Genomic DNA, 18,467 nt, shown 5'->3' on the forward strand with positions numbered 1-18,467 from the left:
GCCATGAGTTTCGAAACTTTCGGTCAGCCCTTGCTGACCTTTCCCGATGCGGAAAAAGCCCCTGAGCATTCGTGCCAAGGCGCTGGTATTTGTCGATCCGCGTTCACGGCAATTGCGCGAAGAACTCGAGCAACTGGCACCGCGTTCGATTTCAGTGTTGATTCGCGGTGAGACGGGCACCGGTAAAGAGCTGCTCGCCCGGCATATCCATCGCGCCAGTGACCGCAGCGGTCTGTTCGTTTCGGTGAACTGCGGCGCGATCAGCCCGACCTACGCCGACGCCGAACTGTTCGGCTACGCCGCCGGCAGCTACAGCGGTTCGGCCAGCAGCCGCGCCGGCTGGTTCGGTTCGGCCAACGGCGGCACCTTGTACCTGGATGAGATCGGCGATCTGCCGCTGCCGATCCAGATCAAGTTGCTCGCGGCATTGGAAAACCACGAAGTCACCCGCGTCGGTGCGCATCAGCCAAGTCCGGTGGATGTGCGCCTGGTCGCGGCCACCAGCATCGATCTGGCGCAAGCGGTGGACGCCGGCAAATTCCACGAGCGGCTCTATCACTACCTCAGCGAGGGCCAGCTCGAATTGCCGGCGCTGCGCGCGCGCACCGGCGATATCCTTTCGCTCGCCGAGTATTTCCTCGGCATCTATAGCCAGCGTCTCGACCTGCCCGTGCCGCTGATCAGCGAAGCCGCGCAGCATGTACTCGAACAGCACAGCTGGCCTGGCAACACCCGCGAGCTGGAAAACGTCATTCACTTCGCCCTGCTGGTCAGCACCGGTGACGAGATTCTGCCGGAACACCTGAACCTGCCCGACGCGTCTGCGCCGCAGGTTCAGATCGAACGTCTGGTAAGGCAGACCCACATCGGCGGCAGCGGTGCAGAGCGTAAGGCATTGAAAGAATGGCTGATTCAGTTGAGCGAGGCGGTGTGAGCCGTTTTCCTCAACATGAACAAAATGGAATATGAAGCTGAATAAACGTTATTGTCCGGGAATAAAAAATCCGGGTATTGTCCGCCTCACGCCAGCGATATCACTTCACTGGCACACGTATTAATGCCGTCGTCGATGACGACCGTGATTTTCGATAAGGACACTGCATGAAAAAGGTTCTGTTGTTTACCGCATTGGCGGCTGCGCTCACGGCTTCTTTCGCCAACGCTGGCGAGAAACTGGTGGTTGCCGCAACGCCGGTGCCTCACGCTGAAATCCTCGAGCTGATCAAGCCGACCCTGGCCAAAGAAGGCGTGGACCTGGAAATCAAAGTCTTCACCGACTACGTGCAGCCTAACGTACAGGTTGGCGAGAAGCGTCTGGACGCCAACTACTTCCAGACCAAGCCGTATCTGGACAGCTTCAACCAGGGTAAATACAAGGACGACAAGGCGAAGTATCTGGTGACCGTGCAGGGCGTTCACGTTGAACCGTTCGGTGGCTACTCGAGCAAGTACAAGACTCTGGCTGAGCTGCCGGACGGCGCGACCATCGCCATCCCCAACGAAGGCAGCAACAGCGGCCGCGCCCTGATCCTGCTGCAAAAGGCCGGCCTGATCGAACTGAAAGATCCGAAGAACGCTCTGGCAACGCCGAAAGACATCGCCAAGAACCCGCACAACTTCAAGTTCAAGGAACTGGAATCGGCCCTGCTGCCGCGCGTGCTGAAAGAAGTTGATCTGGACATGATCAACACCAACTACGCGCTGGAAGCCAAGCTGAACCCGACCAAGGATGCGCTGGTGATCGAAGGCGCCGACTCGCCGTACGTGAACTTCCTGGTGGCCCGTGAGGACAACAAGAACAGCGACGCGATCCAGAAACTGGCCAAGGCCCTGACCAGCCCGGAAGTCAAAGCGTTCATCGAGAAGAAGTACAGCGGCGCGGTGCTGCCGGCATTCTGATCTGACTTGAGTGAACCTGCTTCAGAGTTAAAAACGCCGATGGCCAGTGATGGGCATCGGCGTTTTTGTGTGTGCGTTTCAAGCCGTTGAAAAGATCGTTCCCACGCTTTGCGTGGGAATGCCTCATCGGACGCTCCGCGTTCGGCCCTTAATGGGACGCGGAGCGTCCCGGGCTGCACTCCCACGCGGAGCGGGGAACCATCAATCTTGCCGTTACCTCAGGCCACCTGCGCTTTCAACGCCCGGCGCAACGCCCTGAGCAATTTCACGATGTCCTGCGGATCCAGCCGCTGCGGCACTTTTACGTCCATGTCTTTCTTCCTTGTGATGAATGGGCCGGAGAGTCTGGCCAAAAGCTGCGGTTCCTTGGAGGTCTTTCGTGAAAAAAGATCCGTCCTACAGCGCAAAGAAAAATAGCCGTCTTATTCCTTCCCGGCAAACCCACAGGATAGTTTTTTGGGTGATATCAATATGCTTTAACGGTATTTAAATTCTTGTTTTTATACCTATAAAGTCAGTGCCTGCCGGACAGGTACCCGCTGTCCATGGATTGCATCACCGCCGCTTACCCTGCGGCGTCAGGACGCTTCATGATTTTCGACTACGCCTTTATCCTCAGCACTCTGCCGGCCTTTCTCAAAGCCGTCGGCGTGACGCTGCAGGTCGGACTGATCGCCATCGGCACTTCGCTGCTGGTCGCGCTGCTCAACGCGACGATTCTGGTGTTTCGCACGCCATACCTGCAGAAAATGGTCGGCCTTTATGTAGAGCTGGCGCGCAACACGCCGTTGCTGATTCAGCTGTTCTTCGTCTACTTCGCGTTGCCGGCAGTGGGGATCCAGGTTTCCGGTTTCACTGCCGCAATCATCACCATGACTTTCCTTGGCGGCGCCTATCTCACCGAAGTGCTGCGCGCCGGCGTCGATGCGGTGCCCCAGGCGCAACTGGAATCCGGACGGTCGATTGGCCTGTCTCACGGCCAGTTGCTGCGCTACGTGATCCTGCCGCAGGCGGGGATCCTCAGCTTGCCGTCGCTGTTCGCCAATTTCATTTTCCTGCTCAAGGAAACCACCGTGGTCTCGGCGGTAGCGGTGCCGGAAATCCTCTACACCACCAAGAGCTATATCGCGCTCTACTACAAAACCTACGAAATGCTCGCCGTGCTGACGCTGATCTGCGTGCTGCTGTTCTTGCCGCTGTCGCTGTTGCTCAGCCGTCTTGAAAGGAGGCTCCAGCATGGCCAGTTCGGGTCTTGAGTTGCTCTGGGTGTCGTTGCCGCAGCTGGCAAAAGGCGCCGGGCAAACCTTGTCGATCTCGTTTCTGAGCATCGCCATCAGCACCGTCGGCGGTGTGCTCTACGGTGTCCTGCGCACGTTGAACGTAACGTGGCTGAACGCGATTTTGCGCATCTATCTGGAGCTGTTCCGGGCGATACCGGTACTGGTCTGGTTGTACCTGCTGTTCTTCGGTCTGCCGATTTTCTTTGGCCTGAGCCTGCCGAGCTTCTGGTGCGCGGTACTGGTGCTGTCGCTGTGGGGCGCCAGCGAGGTTGGCGAGGTAGCGCGTGGTGCGCTGCATTCGTTGCCGCGCGGACAGCGTGAAGCGGGGCTGTCGATCGGCCTCAATGCAGCGCAACTGTATGGCTACGTGCTGCTGCCGCAAGCACTCAAGCGCATGACGCCGCCGACCATCAACGTCTATACGCGGATCATCAAGACCAGTTCGCTGGCGGTGCTGATCGGCGTGGTCGATGTGATCAAGGTCGGCCAACAGATCATCGAGCGCACCTACGAATCAGTACTGATTTACGGCGCGCTGTTCCTGTTTTTCTTTTTCATCTGCTACCCGCTCTCGGCCGCTTCGCGCGTGCTGGAGCGACGCTGGACGCAAGCATGAGTGCACTGATCGAGTTTCACGGTTTCAACAAATTCTATGGCGCCCAGCAGGTGCTCAATGGCGTCGATCTGCAAGTACAGAGCGGCGAAGTGGTGGTCATTCTCGGACCCAGCGGTTGCGGCAAAAGCACCTTGCTGCGTTGCCTCAATGGCCTGGAAGAGGCCCACAGCGGCAGCTTGAAGTTCATCGGGCGCGAACTGTTGGACACTGCCATCGACTGGCGCGAAATCCGTCAGCAGATCGGCATGGTCTTCCAGAGCTATCACCTGTTCCCGCACATGAGCGTCCTGGACAATCTGCTGCTCGGCCCGCTCAAGGTGCAGAAGCGCCAGCGCCGCGAAGCACAACAGCAGGCCGAAGCCTTGCTTGAACGTGTCGGCCTGCTGAACAAGCGCGATGCTTTCCCGCGTCAGCTCTCCGGCGGCCAGCAGCAACGCATCGCCATTGTTCGGTCGCTGTGCATGAACCCCGCGTCATGCTCTTCGACGAAGTCACCGCCGCCCTCGACCCGGAAATGGTCAAGGAAGTACTGCAAGTCATTCAGGGTCTGGCCCGCGAAGGCATGACCTTATTGATCGTCACCCACGAAATGGCCTTCGCCCGCGCGGTGGCCGACCGCATCGTGTTCATGGATGCCGGACGCATCCTCGAACAGTCCCCACCCGAGATTTTCTTTACGAACCCGCAAACCGCACGCGCGCAGCAGTTTCTGGAGAAGTTCTCCTTCGTTGCCACATCGCCAGAAACGAATCCGAAAAAGGAACTGGAACTGCTATGAAAACTGCCGCTTTGTTATTGCCCCTGCTTAGCCTCGCCTTGCTTGCCGGTTGCGGTAAAACCGAAGAGCCACCCAAGCCGAAGGTCGCCAGCGAAAGCGCCGCACCCGCCGGTTATCTGGACAAGATCAAGGCCCGCGACAAATTGATCGTTGGTGTATTTACCGACAAGCCCCCGTTCGGTTTCGTCGATGAGGCCGGGCGCTACGTTGGCTTCGACACCGACATTGGCCGGCGCTTCGCCAAAGATCTGCTCGGCGATGAAAACAAGGTCGAGTTTGTTGCCGTAGAGCCGGCCAGTCGCATTCCGTTTTTGCAGAGCGACAAGGTCGACCTGATCCTCGCCAACATGACCGTCACCCCGGAGCGCAAGGAAGCGGTGGAATTCACCAACCCGAACCTCAAGGTCGCCGTGCAGGCACTGGTGCCGCAGGGCAGTTCGGTGAAGAAACTCGATGATCTGGCGACGCGCACCACGATTGTCACCACCGGCACCACCGCGGATATCTGGCTGACCAAAAACCATCCGGACTGGAAACTGCTCAAGTTCGAAAAGAACTCCGAGTCGCTGCAAGCCTTGGCCAATGGTCGTGGCGATGCCTATGCGCAGGACAATCTCGTGCTGTTCAGCTGGGCCAAGCAGAACCCGGGGTATCGCGTGCTTGAAGAAAAGCTCGGAGCCGAGGCGCCGATTGCGCCGGCCGTGAAAAAGGGCAATCTCGAGTTGCGTGACTGGGTCAACAGCGAGCTGGCCAAATTGGGCGAGGAGAAATACCTGCTCAAGCTGTATGACCAATATGTGCGCAAAGAGCTGAGCGATGACACCCGCCCTGAGAGTGTGATTGTTGAAGGGGGCAAGTGGCAGGGGTGATTGCCTGTTGATCGTTCCCACGCAGGGCGTGGGAACGATCGAATGGGCTAGTCTGGCCAATGCCACGCCGGCTCATCCAGCACCCGCTGCCCGACAATCCCGGTCTGCCCCAGCGTCTTCTCCAGCACGATGCAATTGCATTCCGGGTCTTCCTGCAACGCCGAGATCAATCGCCGCGCGTGCGACACCACCCACACCTGACACTGCTCCGAAGCGCGGATGATCAGCCGTGCCAGCGCCGGCAGCAGGTCCGGGTGCAGGCTGGTTTCCGGTTCGTTGAGCACCATCAGCGATGGCGGTCGTGGGGTCAGCAGGGCGGCGATCAGCAGCAGATAACGCAAGGTGCCGTCCGACAGTTCTGCCGCTGACAGCGGTCGCAACAAGCCTTCCTGATAAAACTCGATAGCGAAACGGCCGCCGGCCAACGGCGCAATGTTCAGGCGCGTGCCGGGAAAGGCATCGCTGACCGCTGCGGTGAGTGCTTGCGGATCGCCAATCTCGATAATCGTTTGCAAGGCTGCCGCCAGATCGCGGCCGTCGTGGTGCAGCACGGGCGTGCGTGTGCCCAGTTGCGGCTGACGCACCGGCGCGTCGGCATCGCTGCGAAAGTGATCATAAAAGCGCCAGCGCCGGATGAATTCGCGCATCTGGAACACTTCCGGCGAGCTGCGCAGATTGCCGACCTGATCGAACAGGCTGTCGAAGTTCGGCGTGTGTTGCGCCAGCACATCCCACGCGCGACCTTCGCGGGCGCGGATCATCGGGCCGTTGCGGTCGACCAGCAGGCTCGCCGGGCGAAACACCGGGCCGGCCCAGATGCATTCACGTTTGATTTCCGGGTCGAGGGCAAAGCATGAAGTGCTCGGCTCCGGCAGACCCAGGCCGATGGCGTAGCTGAAGTCCTCGCCGGCGAATCCCAGGCGCAACCTTTTCACGCCATGGCGCACGGTCGGCTCGATCGCCACCTCACCGTTGCGCATGCGTCGACTGATGGTTTCCGGTCCGGCCCAGAACGTGGAGTCCAGCCCGCCTTCACGCGCCAGCGCGTTGACCACGCCGCCCTGCGCGGTTTCGGCCAGCAGGCGCAAGGCGCGGTAGAGGTTGGACTTGCCGCTGCCGTTGGGCCCGGTAATCAGGTTCAGGCGCCCGAGCGGAATCACCAGTTTGTTGATCGAGCGGTAATTGGCCACGGCCAAGGTATGAAGCATGGAATTCCTCTCTTCGGCAGCTTCCACACGGAAATGTTGTGATCGCTCAGGCGAACGTTGAACCCTGTTCTAAGCTCACAGTCGTATCGTCACTTGCACGTTCGTACACAGGAAGGAGTCTGCATGGCAAGTCCCGGAATGAAAACAGCGGTCATGCTGAGTCTGTTCACTTTGCTCACCGCTTGCGGCGACAAGAAACCTGCTCAGGAATACCTGCCGCGGGTTTTTGTCCAAGAGGTCGAGCCGGCCAACTACGCCGCCGCGGTGACCCTCACCGGTGATGTGCAAGCGCGAGTGCAGACGCAGTTGTCGTTCCGCGTCGGCGGCAAGATCATCCAGCGCATGATCGACGTCGGCGACCGCGTCACCGCCAAACAGGTGCTGGCCAAACTCGATCCGAAAGATCTGCAGACCAACGTCGATTCCGCTCAAGCCCAGGTCGTCGCTGAACAGGCCCGCGTAAAACAAGCGGCGGCCGCTTTCGTGCGTCAGCAAAAACTCTTGCCCAAGGGCTACACCAGCCAGAGCGAATACGATTCGGCGCAAGCGGCGCTACGCAGCAGCCAGAGCGCATTGAGCGCGGCGCAGGCGCAATTGGCCAACGCCAGGGACCAGCTCAGCTACACCTCGCTGATCGCCGATGCGCCGGGCGTGATCACCGAACGCCAGGCCGAAGTCGGCCAGGTGGTGCAGGCCACCGCGCCGATTTTCAGCCTCGCCCGTGATGGCGACCGCGACGCGGTGTTCAATGTCTACGAATCGCTGCTGGCCGAGCGTCCGTCCGATCGTTCGATCGTGGTCAGCCTGCTCGACAATCCCGAGATCAAAACCACCGGCACCGTGCGTGAGATCACGCCATCGGTGTCGGCGCAATCGGGCACCGTGCAGGTCAAGGTCAGCCTCGACAAGCTGCCGCCGGGCATGCAGCTCGGTTCGGTGGTCAGTGCCACCGCCAAGGGCACCGGCAAATCGGCGGTGGAACTGCCCTGGTCGGCGCTGACAAAAACATCAGCGACCCGGCGGTGTGGCTGGTCGATGACAAAGGCGAAGCGCAGTTGCATACGGTCACGGTCGGTCGCTATCTGACCGGCAAAGTGATCATCAGCGAAGGCCTCAAGGGCGGCGAGAAAGTCATCGTCGCCGGCGGTCAGTTGCTGCACCCCGGCATGAAAGTCGAGATTGCCGAAAACACCTACAAGGATCTGCAACCGGGAGCGCAGCCATGAAGCGCCTCGGCCTGTTGTGCATGGCGCTGCTGCTGGGCGCCTGCTCGGAAAAGGAAACACCGCCGGAACCGGTACGCCCGGTGCTGTCGGTCACGGTCAAAGCGCTGAATGAAGAAAGCCTCGGGCGCTTCGCCGGGAGCATTCAGGCGCGCTATGAAAGCAACACCGGTTTCCGCGTCGGCGGACGCATCGCCAGCCGTAACGTCGATGTCGGCGCCGAGGTGCAGAAGGGCACCCTGCTCGCCACCCTCGATCCGTCCGACCAGCAGAACCAGTTGCGTTCGGCCCAAGGCGATCTGGCGAGGATCCAGGCGCAACTGATCAACGCCCAGGCCAATGCACGTCGGCAGCAAGCGCTGTTTGATCGCGGCGTCGGTGCGCAGGCGCAACTGGACGTTGCCAACACGGACCTGAAAACCACCCAGGCTTCGCTCGATCAGGCTCGGGCGGCGGTCAGCCAGAGCAAGGATCAACTGAGCTACACCGAGCTACGCTCTGATCACAAAGCCGTGGTCACCGCGTGGAACGCCGAGGCCGGGCAAGTGGTGACGGCCGGGCAACAAGTGGTGACGCTGGCGCAACCGGACATCAAGGAAGCGGTGATCGATTTGCCCGATACCCTGGTCGATCAGTTGCCCAGCGACGTGGTGTTCTCGGTGGCTGCGCAACTCGACCCGAGCATCAACACCACGGCAATCATCCGCGAGATCGAACCCCAGGCTCAAAGCGCCACGCGCACCCGCCGCGCACGCCTGACCCTGTCGGATACGCCGGACGGTTTCCGCCTCGGTACCGCGATCAGCGTGACCCTCAGCTCGGCGATCAAGCCGCGTATCGAACTGCCGCTCACTGCGTTGCAGGAAGTCGATGGCAAAACCCGGATCTGGGTGATCGACACGCAGAACAAAACCGTCAACCCCCGCGACGTCAGCGTGGTCAGCCGTGGCGACAACAGCGTGGTGCTGGCCGGCGGTGTGCAAAACGGCGAGCGCGTGGTCAGCGCCGGCGTCAACAGTCTCAAACCCGGACAATCGGTAAAACTTGACGAGGACAGTCAATGAAAGGCTCTTTCAACCTCTCCGAATGGGCCCTCAAGCACCAGTCTTTCGTGTGGTACCTGATGTTTGTCGGGTTGCTGATGGGTGTTTTCTCCTACTTCAATCTGGGCCGCGAAGAAGACCCGTCGTTCACCATCAAGACCATGGTGATCCAGACCAAATGGCCGGGCGCGACACAGGAAGAAACCCTCAAGCAGGTCACCGACCGCATCGAGAAAAAACTCGAAGAGCTCGATTCCCTCGACTACGTGAAAAGCTACACGCGCCCCGGCGAATCAACGGTGTACGTGTACCTGCGCGACACCACCAGCGCCAAGGACATCCCGGAAATCTGGTACCAGGTGCGCAAGAAGATCGACGATATTCGCGGCCAGTTTCCTCAGGGTATTCAGGGGCCGGGATTCAACGATGAATTCGGTGACGTGTACGGCTCGGTCTACGCCTTCACCGCCGACGGCCTGACCATGCGCCAGTTGCGCGATTATGTGGAGCAGGCGCGCGCAGAAATCCGCAACGTGCCGGGGCTGGGCAAGATCGAAATGGTCGGCCAGCAGGACGAAACGATTTACCTGAATTTCTCCACGCGCAAACTCGCAGCGCTGGGTATCGACCAGCGCCAGGTGGTGCAGAGCCTGCAATCGCAGAACGCCGTGACCCCGGCCGGGGTGATCGAGGCGGGGCCGGAGCGGATTTCCGTGCGCACGTCGGGTCAGTTCGAATCGGAGAAAGATCTGGCCGAGGTCAACCTCAAGCTCAACGACCGCTTCTATCGTCTGGCCGACATCGCTGATATCAGCCGTGGCTATGTCGACCCGGCGACACCGGAATTTCGTTTCGACGGCAAACCGGCGATCGGCCTGGCGATTGCCATGCAGAAGGGCGGCAACGTTCAGGAATTCGGCAAAGCACTGCACGAGCGCATCGACCAGCTCACCGCTGACCTGCCGGTCGGCGTCGGTGTGCACACCGTTTCCGATCAGGCGGTGGTGGTGGAAGAGGCCGTCGGCGGTTTCACCAGCGCGCTGTTCGAAGCGGTCATCATCGTGCTGGTGGTGAGTTTCATCAGCCTCGGCGTGCGCGCTGGTCTGGTGGTGGCCTGCTCGATTCCGCTGGTGCTGGCGATGGTCTTTGTGTTCATGGAATACAGCGGCATCACCATGCAGCGGATTTCCCTCGGCGCGCTGATCATCGCCCTCGGTCTGCTGGTGGACGACGCGATGATCACCGTGGAAATGATGGTTACGCGCCTGGAAATGGGCGAGAGCAAGGAGCAGGCGGCGACGTTCGCCTACACCTCGACGGCGTTCCCGATGCTCACCGGTACGCTGGTGACCGTCGCCGGTTTCGTGCCCATTGGCCTCAACGCCAGCTCGGCCGGTGAATATACCTTCACGCTGTTCGCGGTGATTGCCGTGGCGATGATCGTCTCGTGGGTGGTGGCGGTGTTCTTCGCGCCGGTGATTGGCGTACACATCCTCAGCGACAAGGTGAAGGCCCATGACGCCGAGCCGGGTCGCGTCGGTCGCGCCTTCAACGGTGGTCTGTTGTGGGCCATGCGCAATCGTTGGTGGGCGATCGGCGTCACCGTGCTGTTGTTCGTGCTGGCGGTGTTCTGCATGCGCTTCGTGCAGAACCAGTTCTTCCCCGCTTCCGACCGCCCGGAAATTCTCGTCGACCTGAACCTGCCGCAAAACGCCTCGATCGACGAAACCCGCAAAGCGGTGGACAAGCTCGAAGCGACGCTCAAGGGCGACCCGGACATCGTGCGCTGGAGCACTTACATCGGTCAGGGCGCGATCCGTTTCTACCTGCCGCTGGACCAGCAATTGCAGAACCCTTACTACGCGCAACTGGTGATCGTCAGCAAGGACTTCGAAGCCCGCGAGGCACTCAGCCAGCGCCTGCGCGAACGGTTGCACAAAGACTTCGTCGGCATCGGCAGCTACGTGCAGGCTCTGGAAATGGGCCCGCCGGTGGGGCGTCCGATTCAGTATCGAGTCAGCGGCAAAGATGTCGATCAGGTGCGCAAACACGCCATCGATTTGGCAACCGAGCTGGACAAGAACCCGCACATCGGCGAGATCATTTACGACTGGAACGAGCCCGGCAAAGTCCTGCGCATCGACATCGCTCAGGACAAGGCGCGGCAACTCGGGTTGTCCTCCGAAGACGTGGCGAATTTGATGAACAGCATTGTCAGCGGCTCGCCGTTGACCCAGGTCGATGACGACATCTACCTCATCAATGTGGTCGGTCGCGCGGTGGACTCCGAACGCGGCACCCCGGAAACCCTGCAGAACCTGCAGATCGTTACGCCGAGCGGCACCTCGATTCCGCTGCTGGCGTTCGCCACCGTGCGCTATGAACTGGAGCAGCCGCTGGTGTGGCGTCGCGATCGCTTGCCGACCATCACCATCAAGGCCTCGGTGCGCGACGAGATTCAGCCGACCGATCTGGTGAAACTGCTCAAGCCCTCAATCGATGCTTTTGCCTCGAAACTGCCGGTCGGCTACAAGGTCGCCACCGGCGGTACGGTCGAGGAAAGCGGCAAGGCCCAGGGCCGATTGCCAAGGTGCTGCCGCTGATGCTGTTCCTCATGGCGACGTTCCTGATGATCCAGTTGCACAGCGTGCAGAAGATGTTCCTGGTCGCCAGTGTGGCGCCGCTGGGGCTGATCGGCGTGGTGCTGGCGCTGGTGCCGACCGGCACGCCGATGGGCTTTGTGGCGATCCTCGGGATTCTCGCGCTGATCGGTATCATCATCCGCAACTCGGTGATTCTGGTGACGCAGATTGATGAGTTCGAGCAGAAAGGCTATGCGCCGTGGGATGCGGTGGTCGAAGCTACCGAACACCGGCGCCGGCCGATCCTGCTGACCGCAGCGGCGGCGAGCATGGGCATGATCCCGATTGCCCGCGAAGTGTTCTGGGGGCCGATGGCCTACGCAATGATTGGCGGCATCGTGGTGGCGACGCTGCTGACGCTGCTGTTTCTGCCGGCGCTGTATGTGGCCTGGTACAAGATCCGCGAACCGCAGAAGGATGAAAAACCGGCGCAGTGAGATAGCGCTGCGATATTTGGGAAAGGTCTGACTTACAGCGTGAGAGGACTGCGCTAACGTCCCTTCTTCATTCGAGGAGGGACGTGCCATGTCGACTGTTTCCGGCTGGTTACGCGGATGGTTGCTGCTCGCTGGCTTGAGCCTGTCGCCGGCAGCACTGGCCGAAGTGCTGCTGGAAAACCAGCTGTGGCGGGTGCAGGTCGATCCTGCGACGCTGGCGGTGCGGGTTGAATCGGCCGGCGCGCCACCAGTGCAAGCTTCGGCAGGCGTGCTGCGGCACAAGGTCAGCGACATGGTCAGGCATGGCAATCGCATTGATTGGCAATGGGACGATGGGCGCTGGTTGCTCAGTGTTGACCTGGGCCAGCGTGACCTGACGTTTTCGATTACGGCTAACTCGCCCTCGCAAATCGAGTTTATTCATCAGCCCGCCAGTGCAATGGGCCAGGCGCTGATCTGGCCGCTTGCCGAAGGGCGCTACGTGCCGCGCGGTGACCGGGCGTGGCAAAAATTCCTGCTCGCGCAGGGCGCGCTCGATACTACCCAGGACTTGAGCCTGCCGCTTTGGGGGATGGAGTACGAGAAGTTCAGCCTGCACTGGTTGCTGACCAACCCTTACAACAATCAACTGCGCTTCAAGGCCAATGGCGATGCGCTGGGGCTGTCGGCCAGGCACCGTTTCACTACGCTTGAACCCTCGAAGCCGCTGACCTTCAGCCTGTTTCTCGGCGCTGCCGATCCGTTGGCCGGGGCCAAGCGCTACAAGCAGTGGCTCATCGATAGTGATCAATTTGAAAGCTTGGCGAACAAGCTGATCAAGACCCCGCAAGCCGCCAAGCTGATCGGTGCCGCGCATGTCTATCTGTGGGGCAACGATCTGCTCGGCCCCGACGATGTGCGCAACTGGCCGCTGCTGATTGCCCGATTGCGCGGCCCGGGTGTGCTGGTCAGTGAACTTCGGGCGGCGATGGATCCTGAAGCGCTGCGGTTGCTCGCCAGCGAGACCGTACTCAATCGCTATCAACAGACTGTGATGCTGCGCAGTCTCAATCGCGCGCTGAACACTCAGGCGCGCAAAACCTGGCAGGCGCGGGCGGTGCCGGACATGCAGGCGCTGGTCAACGGGTACGCTGAGGTGCGCGAGCAGCTGGCCGTTGTTCTGAAGGGTACGCTGGCGCCTGATCCTTCGCGCTGGGGGCGTACCTTGTCGCGGCGAACCATTGAACGATTGCAGAGCGCTGGACTTTCGCGTTTATGGCTTGGGCTCGGCGAGGGCTGGGAAGGTGGACTCTGGCATCCCGAGGCGGTGCGTGCCGCCGTCTCGGCGGGGTATCTGATTGCCCCCTATGACTCCTACGAAACCGCGCTGCGCCGGGATGAAAATCCGGACTGGACCACCGCGCACCTCGGCGATCGGGCCAATACCGAGTGTGCGATCGTGGAGCAAAACGGTGCGCTGAAAAGCGGGTTTCAGCAGTCCGGTCACTATACCGATCCGCGATGTGTGCGACCGTTGTTTGAGCGGCGCATCGATGCAATCCAGAAGGTTGCCGGCTTCAACAGTTGGTTTCTCGATGCTTATGCCGCGGGGATGCTTTTCGACAGTTATCGTCCCGGCGCACCGATGACCCAGGCGCAGAATGCCGCGGGCAATGTTGCAGCATCGCGCTGGATCAACGAGGTGTTGCAGCTGCCGAGCGGCTCCGAGGATGGCAATGCCGCCACCGCTCGGGGAGTCCTGTTCGCCCATGGCATGCAGACGCCAGTGATCGGTTGGGGCGATCGCGACATGCATCAGCCGGGCACAGCGGACTTGTTCGTCGGCCAATGGTACCCACCGGAGCAGCCTGCGGTGTTCTTCAAACCGACCCGATTGAAGGCTGACTACCGACGCGTGCACTTCGCCCCCGCCAGCCGTTTACCGCTGTATCAGGCGGTATTTCACGGCTCTGTCATCACCAGTCATCACTGGTTGTTCGATAACCTGAAACTGAGCGACGTGCGGGTGGAAAACGAGCTCACGCAGTTGCTCTACAACGTACCGCCGCTGTACCACCTGAGTGCGGCCAGCCTTGATCAGCGCTTGCCGTTGATCGTGCGTCAGGATCGATTCTTTCGTCCGCTGCACGAACGTCTGGCGACGCAAGCGCTGACCGCTTTTGACTGGTTGAGCGAGGACCGCCTGGTACAGCAGACGACGTTTGCCGACGGCACGCGACTGCTGGCCAATTTCGACGCCGCTCCACGCAATTGGCAGGGCCGGACGTTACCGGGACACAGCCTGACTGCATTGTTCGCGGACGGCAGCGTCAGCCAATATCAGGTACAGGCAGCGCCCTGACTCAGACTTTGCGCCACACGCTCGCCAGCCAAGGCTGCTGTTCGCGCGGCAACCCCGCTGGCCGGTAGTAATGCTCCAGCTCGACGAACCCCGCCGCCGTCAGCAACCCGCGCCAGGCTTCGAGATCGTGATACGAGCCGTAGCGCGGCCCGTTCCAGCCCTCTTGGTTGTCGCCACGCGGATTGGAACTGAACAGCACGCCACCCGGTTTCAAGGTGCCGTGCAGTTGCCGTAGCACTTGCGGCAACACCTGCAACGGCACATGAAACAGCACGGCATTGGCGAAGATGCCGTCGAAGCGCTCGGCGGGTAGATCAAGCTTGAGAAAGTCCTGCTGCCAGACTTCGCAACCGCTGTCCTGGCGGGCCATGCGCGCGAATTCCTGTGAGCCATCGAGGCCGATCGCGACGTGGCCCATGCGCGTGAAGGTTTGCAAATCCCGGCCCGGCCCGCAGCCGAAATCAAGAATCGTGAAAGGCGCTTCACCGTGAATGTGCCGTAGCAGGGCCTCGATGTTCTGGCTGACATCGTGGTCGCGAGTGCCTTCGCGAAAGTCCTCGGCCACCGAGTTGTAGTGACCGAGGGTAGTGGCGGTGATCTGTTCGAGGTCGCTGGGCGTCTGCTTCATGATCGATGCTGTATTGGCAATGTGAGGTCGGACTATAAGCTTTTTCACCGGCAAAAAACGCCGCCTGCGCTGGCGCCAGCGCAGGCGGCGATGGGTGCCAGGGCGTCAGTGCTGCTTCGCCCCCAGGCAATCGATCGAACGGTCCATCATCGCCTTGGCCATTTCCAGCAGGTGCCAGACCGAGAACACCATGGCTCGATCCGCGCCCCCGAGCTGGTCACCGCATTGATGGACGGTCACCGATGCGCAGCGCAACAGGTCGGCGACATATAATTGGGCGTCCTCCAGCGTCACATCCTCGCTGATGCTGTAGACGCGTTTCTGTCCCGCCAACGTGACCTGAGTGCCGGCCAGATGCGAGTCAACGGCGCGGCACAATGCAGAGCGATCCTTGAGCAAATCCTCGGTGAACCGCTTGCTGGAAGAAAGGCTGAGTGGCGGATCGGTGAGATTTTTTCCATGGGTAAACTCCTGACATCAAGTGGGAGCCAACCATTTCGCGACTAAACGAGCAGGACGGCGGCTGCACGCAGATCAGTCGCCGGCCGCCGGTTATCGATGCACCCGAAAGTGCCCTGCACACAGCCAACATCGGACAGCTAAAGCCTCTGCCGAGGTCAGGCCTGACTGTACGCCCAGCGAATCCGGACAACTGAATCCGGTCACCGCAAAACAGTGACGACCGGAGATTAGCTACCGGATATTTCGGGTACAAGCAGGCAAATTATTCTAGGAATCGTCCTGCAAACCCGCGTGGTTCGGGCTGGCGAAACGCTAAAAACCGTGTAGGAGACATCTGATTTTCACTAAGGGCGATGCCGAAAATAGTGCGATCACATGGGTCTGGTTGATGGCCACCTGCCGCTATCGACATTAGCGCTTATTCAGCCCTCGCGCCAGCCTGTCGCCACCTAACTGAATCACCGCCACCAACGCCACCAGCAAGACAATCACCGTCAACATGATCTGGCTGTCGAAACGCTGATAGCCGTAGCGATAAGCGATATCCCCCAGCCCACCGGCGCCAATTGCCCCAGCCATGGCCGACGAATTGATCATCGTCACCAGCGTGATGGTGAACCCCCGACAATTCCCGGCAGTGCCTCGGGCAGCAGCACATGCCAGACGATATGCCATCGCCGGCAACCCATGGCCTGTGCAGCTTCGATCAGGCCATGATCGACCTCGCGCAAACTGACCTCGGCAATACGCGCAAAGAAGGGTGTTGCGGCGATTGTCAGCGGTACCACCGCGGCCCACACGCCGTAGGTGGTGCCGACGATCAGGCGGGTGAACGGAATCAGCGCGACCATCAGAATCAGGAACGGGATCGAGCGGAACAGATTGACGAAGGCGCCCAGCGCACGGTTCAACAGCGGCGCTTCGTAGATTCCGCCCTTGTCGCTGGTGACCAGAATCACCGCCATGGGAATCCCCACCAGCAGCGCGATCAGCGACGACACGCCCACCATCAGGAAGGTGTCGATAAAACCCTGCAGCAAGCGATCAAACCACATAGCCCAATACCTCCACTCGTTGCGCCCATTGCCCGGCGCGTTCGCGCAATTGTTCGGCGCTGAAAGTCGAGCCGCTGACCGCCAGCAACAGCTGCCCCAGCGCATGACCCTGGATCCGTTCGACGCCACCCTGCAGCAGCTTCACTCGGCCACTCAACGCCGCAAACAACGCGGCCAGATCCGGTTCATCAGCGGCACTGCCGGTGAACTGCAAACGCAATACCACAGCGGCACCTGACGCCGTGGATTGCGCCTGCAAACGGCTTTGCAGTTCTTCCGGCAAGGTGTGTTGCAGCGGTGCGAGCAGGGTCTGGCTGACTGCGTGTTGCGGATCGCCGAACACTTGCCACACCGGGCCTTGCTCGACCACATGGCCGTGCTCGAGCACGACGACGCGATCGCAGATCTCGCGGATCACCGCCATTTCGTGAGTGATCAGCACAATGGTCAGGCCCAGGCGTTTGTTGATCTCGCGCAGCAGGCCGAGGATCGACTGCGTGGTTTCCGGGTCGAGCGCCGATGTCGCTTCATCGCAGAGCAGGATGTCTGGGTCATGCACCAGCGCGCGGGCGATGCCGACACGCTGTTTCTGTCCGCCGGAGAGTTGCGCCGGATACGCCTTGTGCTTGCTTTGCAGGCCGACCAGTTCGAGCAGTTCGCGAACCTTGTTGTCGCGCTGCTCCTTCGGCACGCCGGCGACTTTCAGCGGCAACTCGACGTTCTGCCAGACGGTCTTGGCCGACATCAGATTGAAGTGCTGGAAGATCATGCCGATACGCCGGCGCAGAGCGACGAGGCGGTTTTCATCGAACTCGCCGATATCGACCTGATCGATCAACACCCGCCCTGACGTTGGCTGCTCCAGGCGATTGATCGTGCGAATCAGCGACGACTTGCCGGCACCGCTGCGGCCGATGATGCCAAACACTTCACCACGCTGAATCGCCAGGTCGATGCCCTGCAACGCTGCGACCGGACCTTGCCGGCCGTTGTAGGTTTTGCCTACGCCGATAAAGCGTACGTGGGCGCGATTCAACTCGGGATGCAGCTCGGTTTGTTCGGCATGCTGTGGCTCTGGAAGCTCCAGTCGCCGTTGGATCGCGGCAGTCATGCTCAGCTTTCCCAACCGGCTTGGTAGAGCTTGCCGTGGGCCTTGTCCAGTGCCGCGCGAACGGCTGGCGAATGCTGATAGATGTCGACGAACTTGATCAGGCGCGGGTCGGTTTTGCTCTTCGGCTGGATGACGAACTGGATCACGTATTCCTTGTGATCGAGACCGTCAAACAGCAGCGCCGAGCCGGCATCGAAGGTCTTCGCCAAGCGAATATAAGCTGGATAACCCTGGACCAGATCGGCGTCGTCGTACGCGCGCACCAGTTGCACGGCTTCGACCTGCAGGATCCTGATCTTCTTCGGGTTGGCGACAATGTCGTCCTCGGTAGCCTTGTAGCCAACGCCCGGCTTCAGCGTGATCAAACCGGCCTTGGCGAGCAATTGCAGACCGCGACCGCTGTTGATCGGGTCGTTGGCGATGGCGACGCTGGCGCCTTCGGGCAGTTCATCGAAGCTTTTGTATTTCTTCGAATACAGGCCGACGTTGTTGATGATCCCCGGGGCGAACGGCACCAGGTCGAAACCGGAGGCGGCCTTGGCGTTTTCCAGAAACGGAATGTGCTGGAAGTAATTCACGTCGATGTCGCCAGCGGCGAGGCTGACATTGGGCGCGATCCAGTCGGTGAATTCCACCAGCTCGACTTTCAAGCCCTGTTTGGAGGCCTCTTCGACGGCGGCTTCCAGCGGAATCGCAAACGCGGCGGTGGTGCCGATTTTTAGCGGCGCATCGGCAGCGAACACTGCCGAGCTGAACAGGCCGAAGGCCAGGGCCAGTGCTTTGACTGGGTGGGACAGGATTTTTTGGTCATGATGAGTTTTCCAGTCAGTGCATAAGATTTGTGGTGTCTGTTGTGGCCTCATCGCTGGCAAGCC

At 60.6% G+C, this 18,467-nt stretch carries 11 protein-coding genes and 5 pseudogenes; 10 read left to right on the plus strand and 6 right to left on the minus strand.

The window, feature by feature from the left end:
* Positions 1–3 precede the first annotated feature (3 nt).
* The 6 genes and pseudogenes from LJU32_05675 (at position 4) to LJU32_05700 (ending at position 5,442) form a co-directional block, all read left to right on the plus strand.
* A pseudogene (locus LJU32_05675) lies at positions 4–934 on the plus strand (sigma 54-interacting transcriptional regulator).
* A gap of 167 nt (positions 935–1,101) precedes the next feature.
* Positions 1,102–1,899: a MetQ/NlpA family ABC transporter substrate-binding protein gene (locus LJU32_05680; protein WKV89820.1), complete on the plus strand. Its 798-nt coding sequence runs from the start codon at positions 1,102–1,104 to the stop codon at positions 1,897–1,899.
* 590 nt (positions 1,900–2,489) lie between these two features.
* Positions 2,490–3,155 carry an amino acid ABC transporter permease gene (locus LJU32_05685; protein WKV91044.1) on the plus strand — a complete coding sequence of 222 codons (666 nt, stop codon included), beginning with the start codon at positions 2,490–2,492 and terminating at the stop codon, positions 3,153–3,155.
* On the plus strand, positions 3,136–3,795 hold the full coding sequence (locus LJU32_05690; protein ID WKV89821.1) for an amino acid ABC transporter permease: 660 nt from the start codon (positions 3,136–3,138) through the stop codon (positions 3,793–3,795). Before LJU32_05685 ends, LJU32_05690 begins: the two co-directional genes overlap by 20 nt.
* Positions 3,792–4,573 (plus strand): annotated as a pseudogene (locus LJU32_05695) (amino acid ABC transporter ATP-binding protein). Before LJU32_05690 ends, LJU32_05695 begins: the two are co-directional and overlap by 4 nt.
* Positions 4,570–5,442, plus strand: a complete 873-nt coding sequence (locus LJU32_05700; GenBank protein WKV89822.1) for a transporter substrate-binding domain-containing protein — start codon at positions 4,570–4,572, stop codon at positions 5,440–5,442. Before LJU32_05695 ends, LJU32_05700 begins: the two are co-directional and overlap by 4 nt.
* A gap of 47 nt (positions 5,443–5,489) precedes the next feature.
* Here LJU32_05700 and LJU32_05705 read toward each other — a convergent pair whose 3' ends face one another.
* Complete coding sequence (locus LJU32_05705) at positions 5,490–6,650, minus strand: AAA family ATPase (GenBank protein WKV89823.1); 1,161 nt, start codon at positions 6,648–6,650, stop codon at positions 5,490–5,492.
* A 123-nt stretch (positions 6,651–6,773) separates the two neighbouring features.
* Between LJU32_05705 and LJU32_05710 the strand changes: the two are divergent.
* From LJU32_05710 to LJU32_05725, 4 genes and pseudogenes are all read left to right on the plus strand, one after another.
* Positions 6,774–7,876, plus strand: a pseudogene (locus LJU32_05710) (efflux RND transporter periplasmic adaptor subunit).
* Entirely contained in the window at positions 7,873–8,937 is a 1,065-nt protein-coding gene (locus LJU32_05715; protein ID WKV89824.1) for an efflux RND transporter periplasmic adaptor subunit, read from the plus strand. The pseudogene LJU32_05710 and the gene LJU32_05715 overlap by 4 nt, the downstream one beginning before the upstream one ends.
* Positions 8,934–11,995: pseudogene (locus tag LJU32_05720) on the plus strand (efflux RND transporter permease subunit). The gene LJU32_05715 and the pseudogene LJU32_05720 overlap by 4 nt, the downstream one beginning before the upstream one ends.
* 88 nt (positions 11,996–12,083) lie before the next feature.
* Positions 12,084–14,336, plus strand: a complete 2,253-nt coding sequence (locus LJU32_05725) for a glycoside hydrolase (GenBank protein WKV89825.1) — start codon at positions 12,084–12,086, stop codon at positions 14,334–14,336.
* Position 14,337: 1 nt separating this feature from the next.
* Here the strand turns inward: LJU32_05725 and LJU32_05730 are convergent, their stop codons facing one another.
* From LJU32_05730 to LJU32_05750, 5 genes and pseudogenes are all read right to left on the minus strand, one after another.
* Positions 14,338–14,964 (minus strand): class I SAM-dependent methyltransferase, encoded by a 627-nt coding sequence (locus tag LJU32_05730; GenBank protein WKV89826.1) that lies wholly within the window; start codon positions 14,962–14,964, stop codon positions 14,338–14,340.
* A gap of 105 nt (positions 14,965–15,069) precedes the next feature.
* Positions 15,070–15,363 carry a hypothetical protein gene (locus LJU32_05735; protein WKV89827.1) on the minus strand — a complete coding sequence of 98 codons (294 nt, stop codon included), beginning with the start codon at positions 15,361–15,363 and terminating at the stop codon, positions 15,070–15,072.
* A gap of 474 nt (positions 15,364–15,837) precedes the next feature.
* Positions 15,838–16,481: pseudogene (locus LJU32_05740) on the minus strand (ABC transporter permease).
* The gene (locus tag LJU32_05745; GenBank protein ID WKV89828.1) at positions 16,471–17,592 is read right to left on the minus strand and encodes an ATP-binding cassette domain-containing protein; all 1,122 of its coding nucleotides are present in this window, start codon (positions 17,590–17,592) and stop codon (positions 16,471–16,473) included. The pseudogene LJU32_05740 and the gene LJU32_05745 overlap by 11 nt, the downstream one beginning before the upstream one ends.
* A gap of 2 nt (positions 17,593–17,594) precedes the next feature.
* Positions 17,595–18,455 (minus strand): MetQ/NlpA family ABC transporter substrate-binding protein, encoded by an 861-nt coding sequence (locus LJU32_05750; protein WKV89829.1) that lies wholly within the window; start codon positions 18,453–18,455, stop codon positions 17,595–17,597.
* Between the last annotated feature and the right edge of the window lie 12 nt (positions 18,456–18,467).

This window comes from Pseudomonas sp. B21_DOA, assembly GCA_030544685.1.
Classification (GTDB): Bacteria; Pseudomonadota; Gammaproteobacteria; order Pseudomonadales; family Pseudomonadaceae; genus Aquipseudomonas; species Aquipseudomonas fluorescens_AO.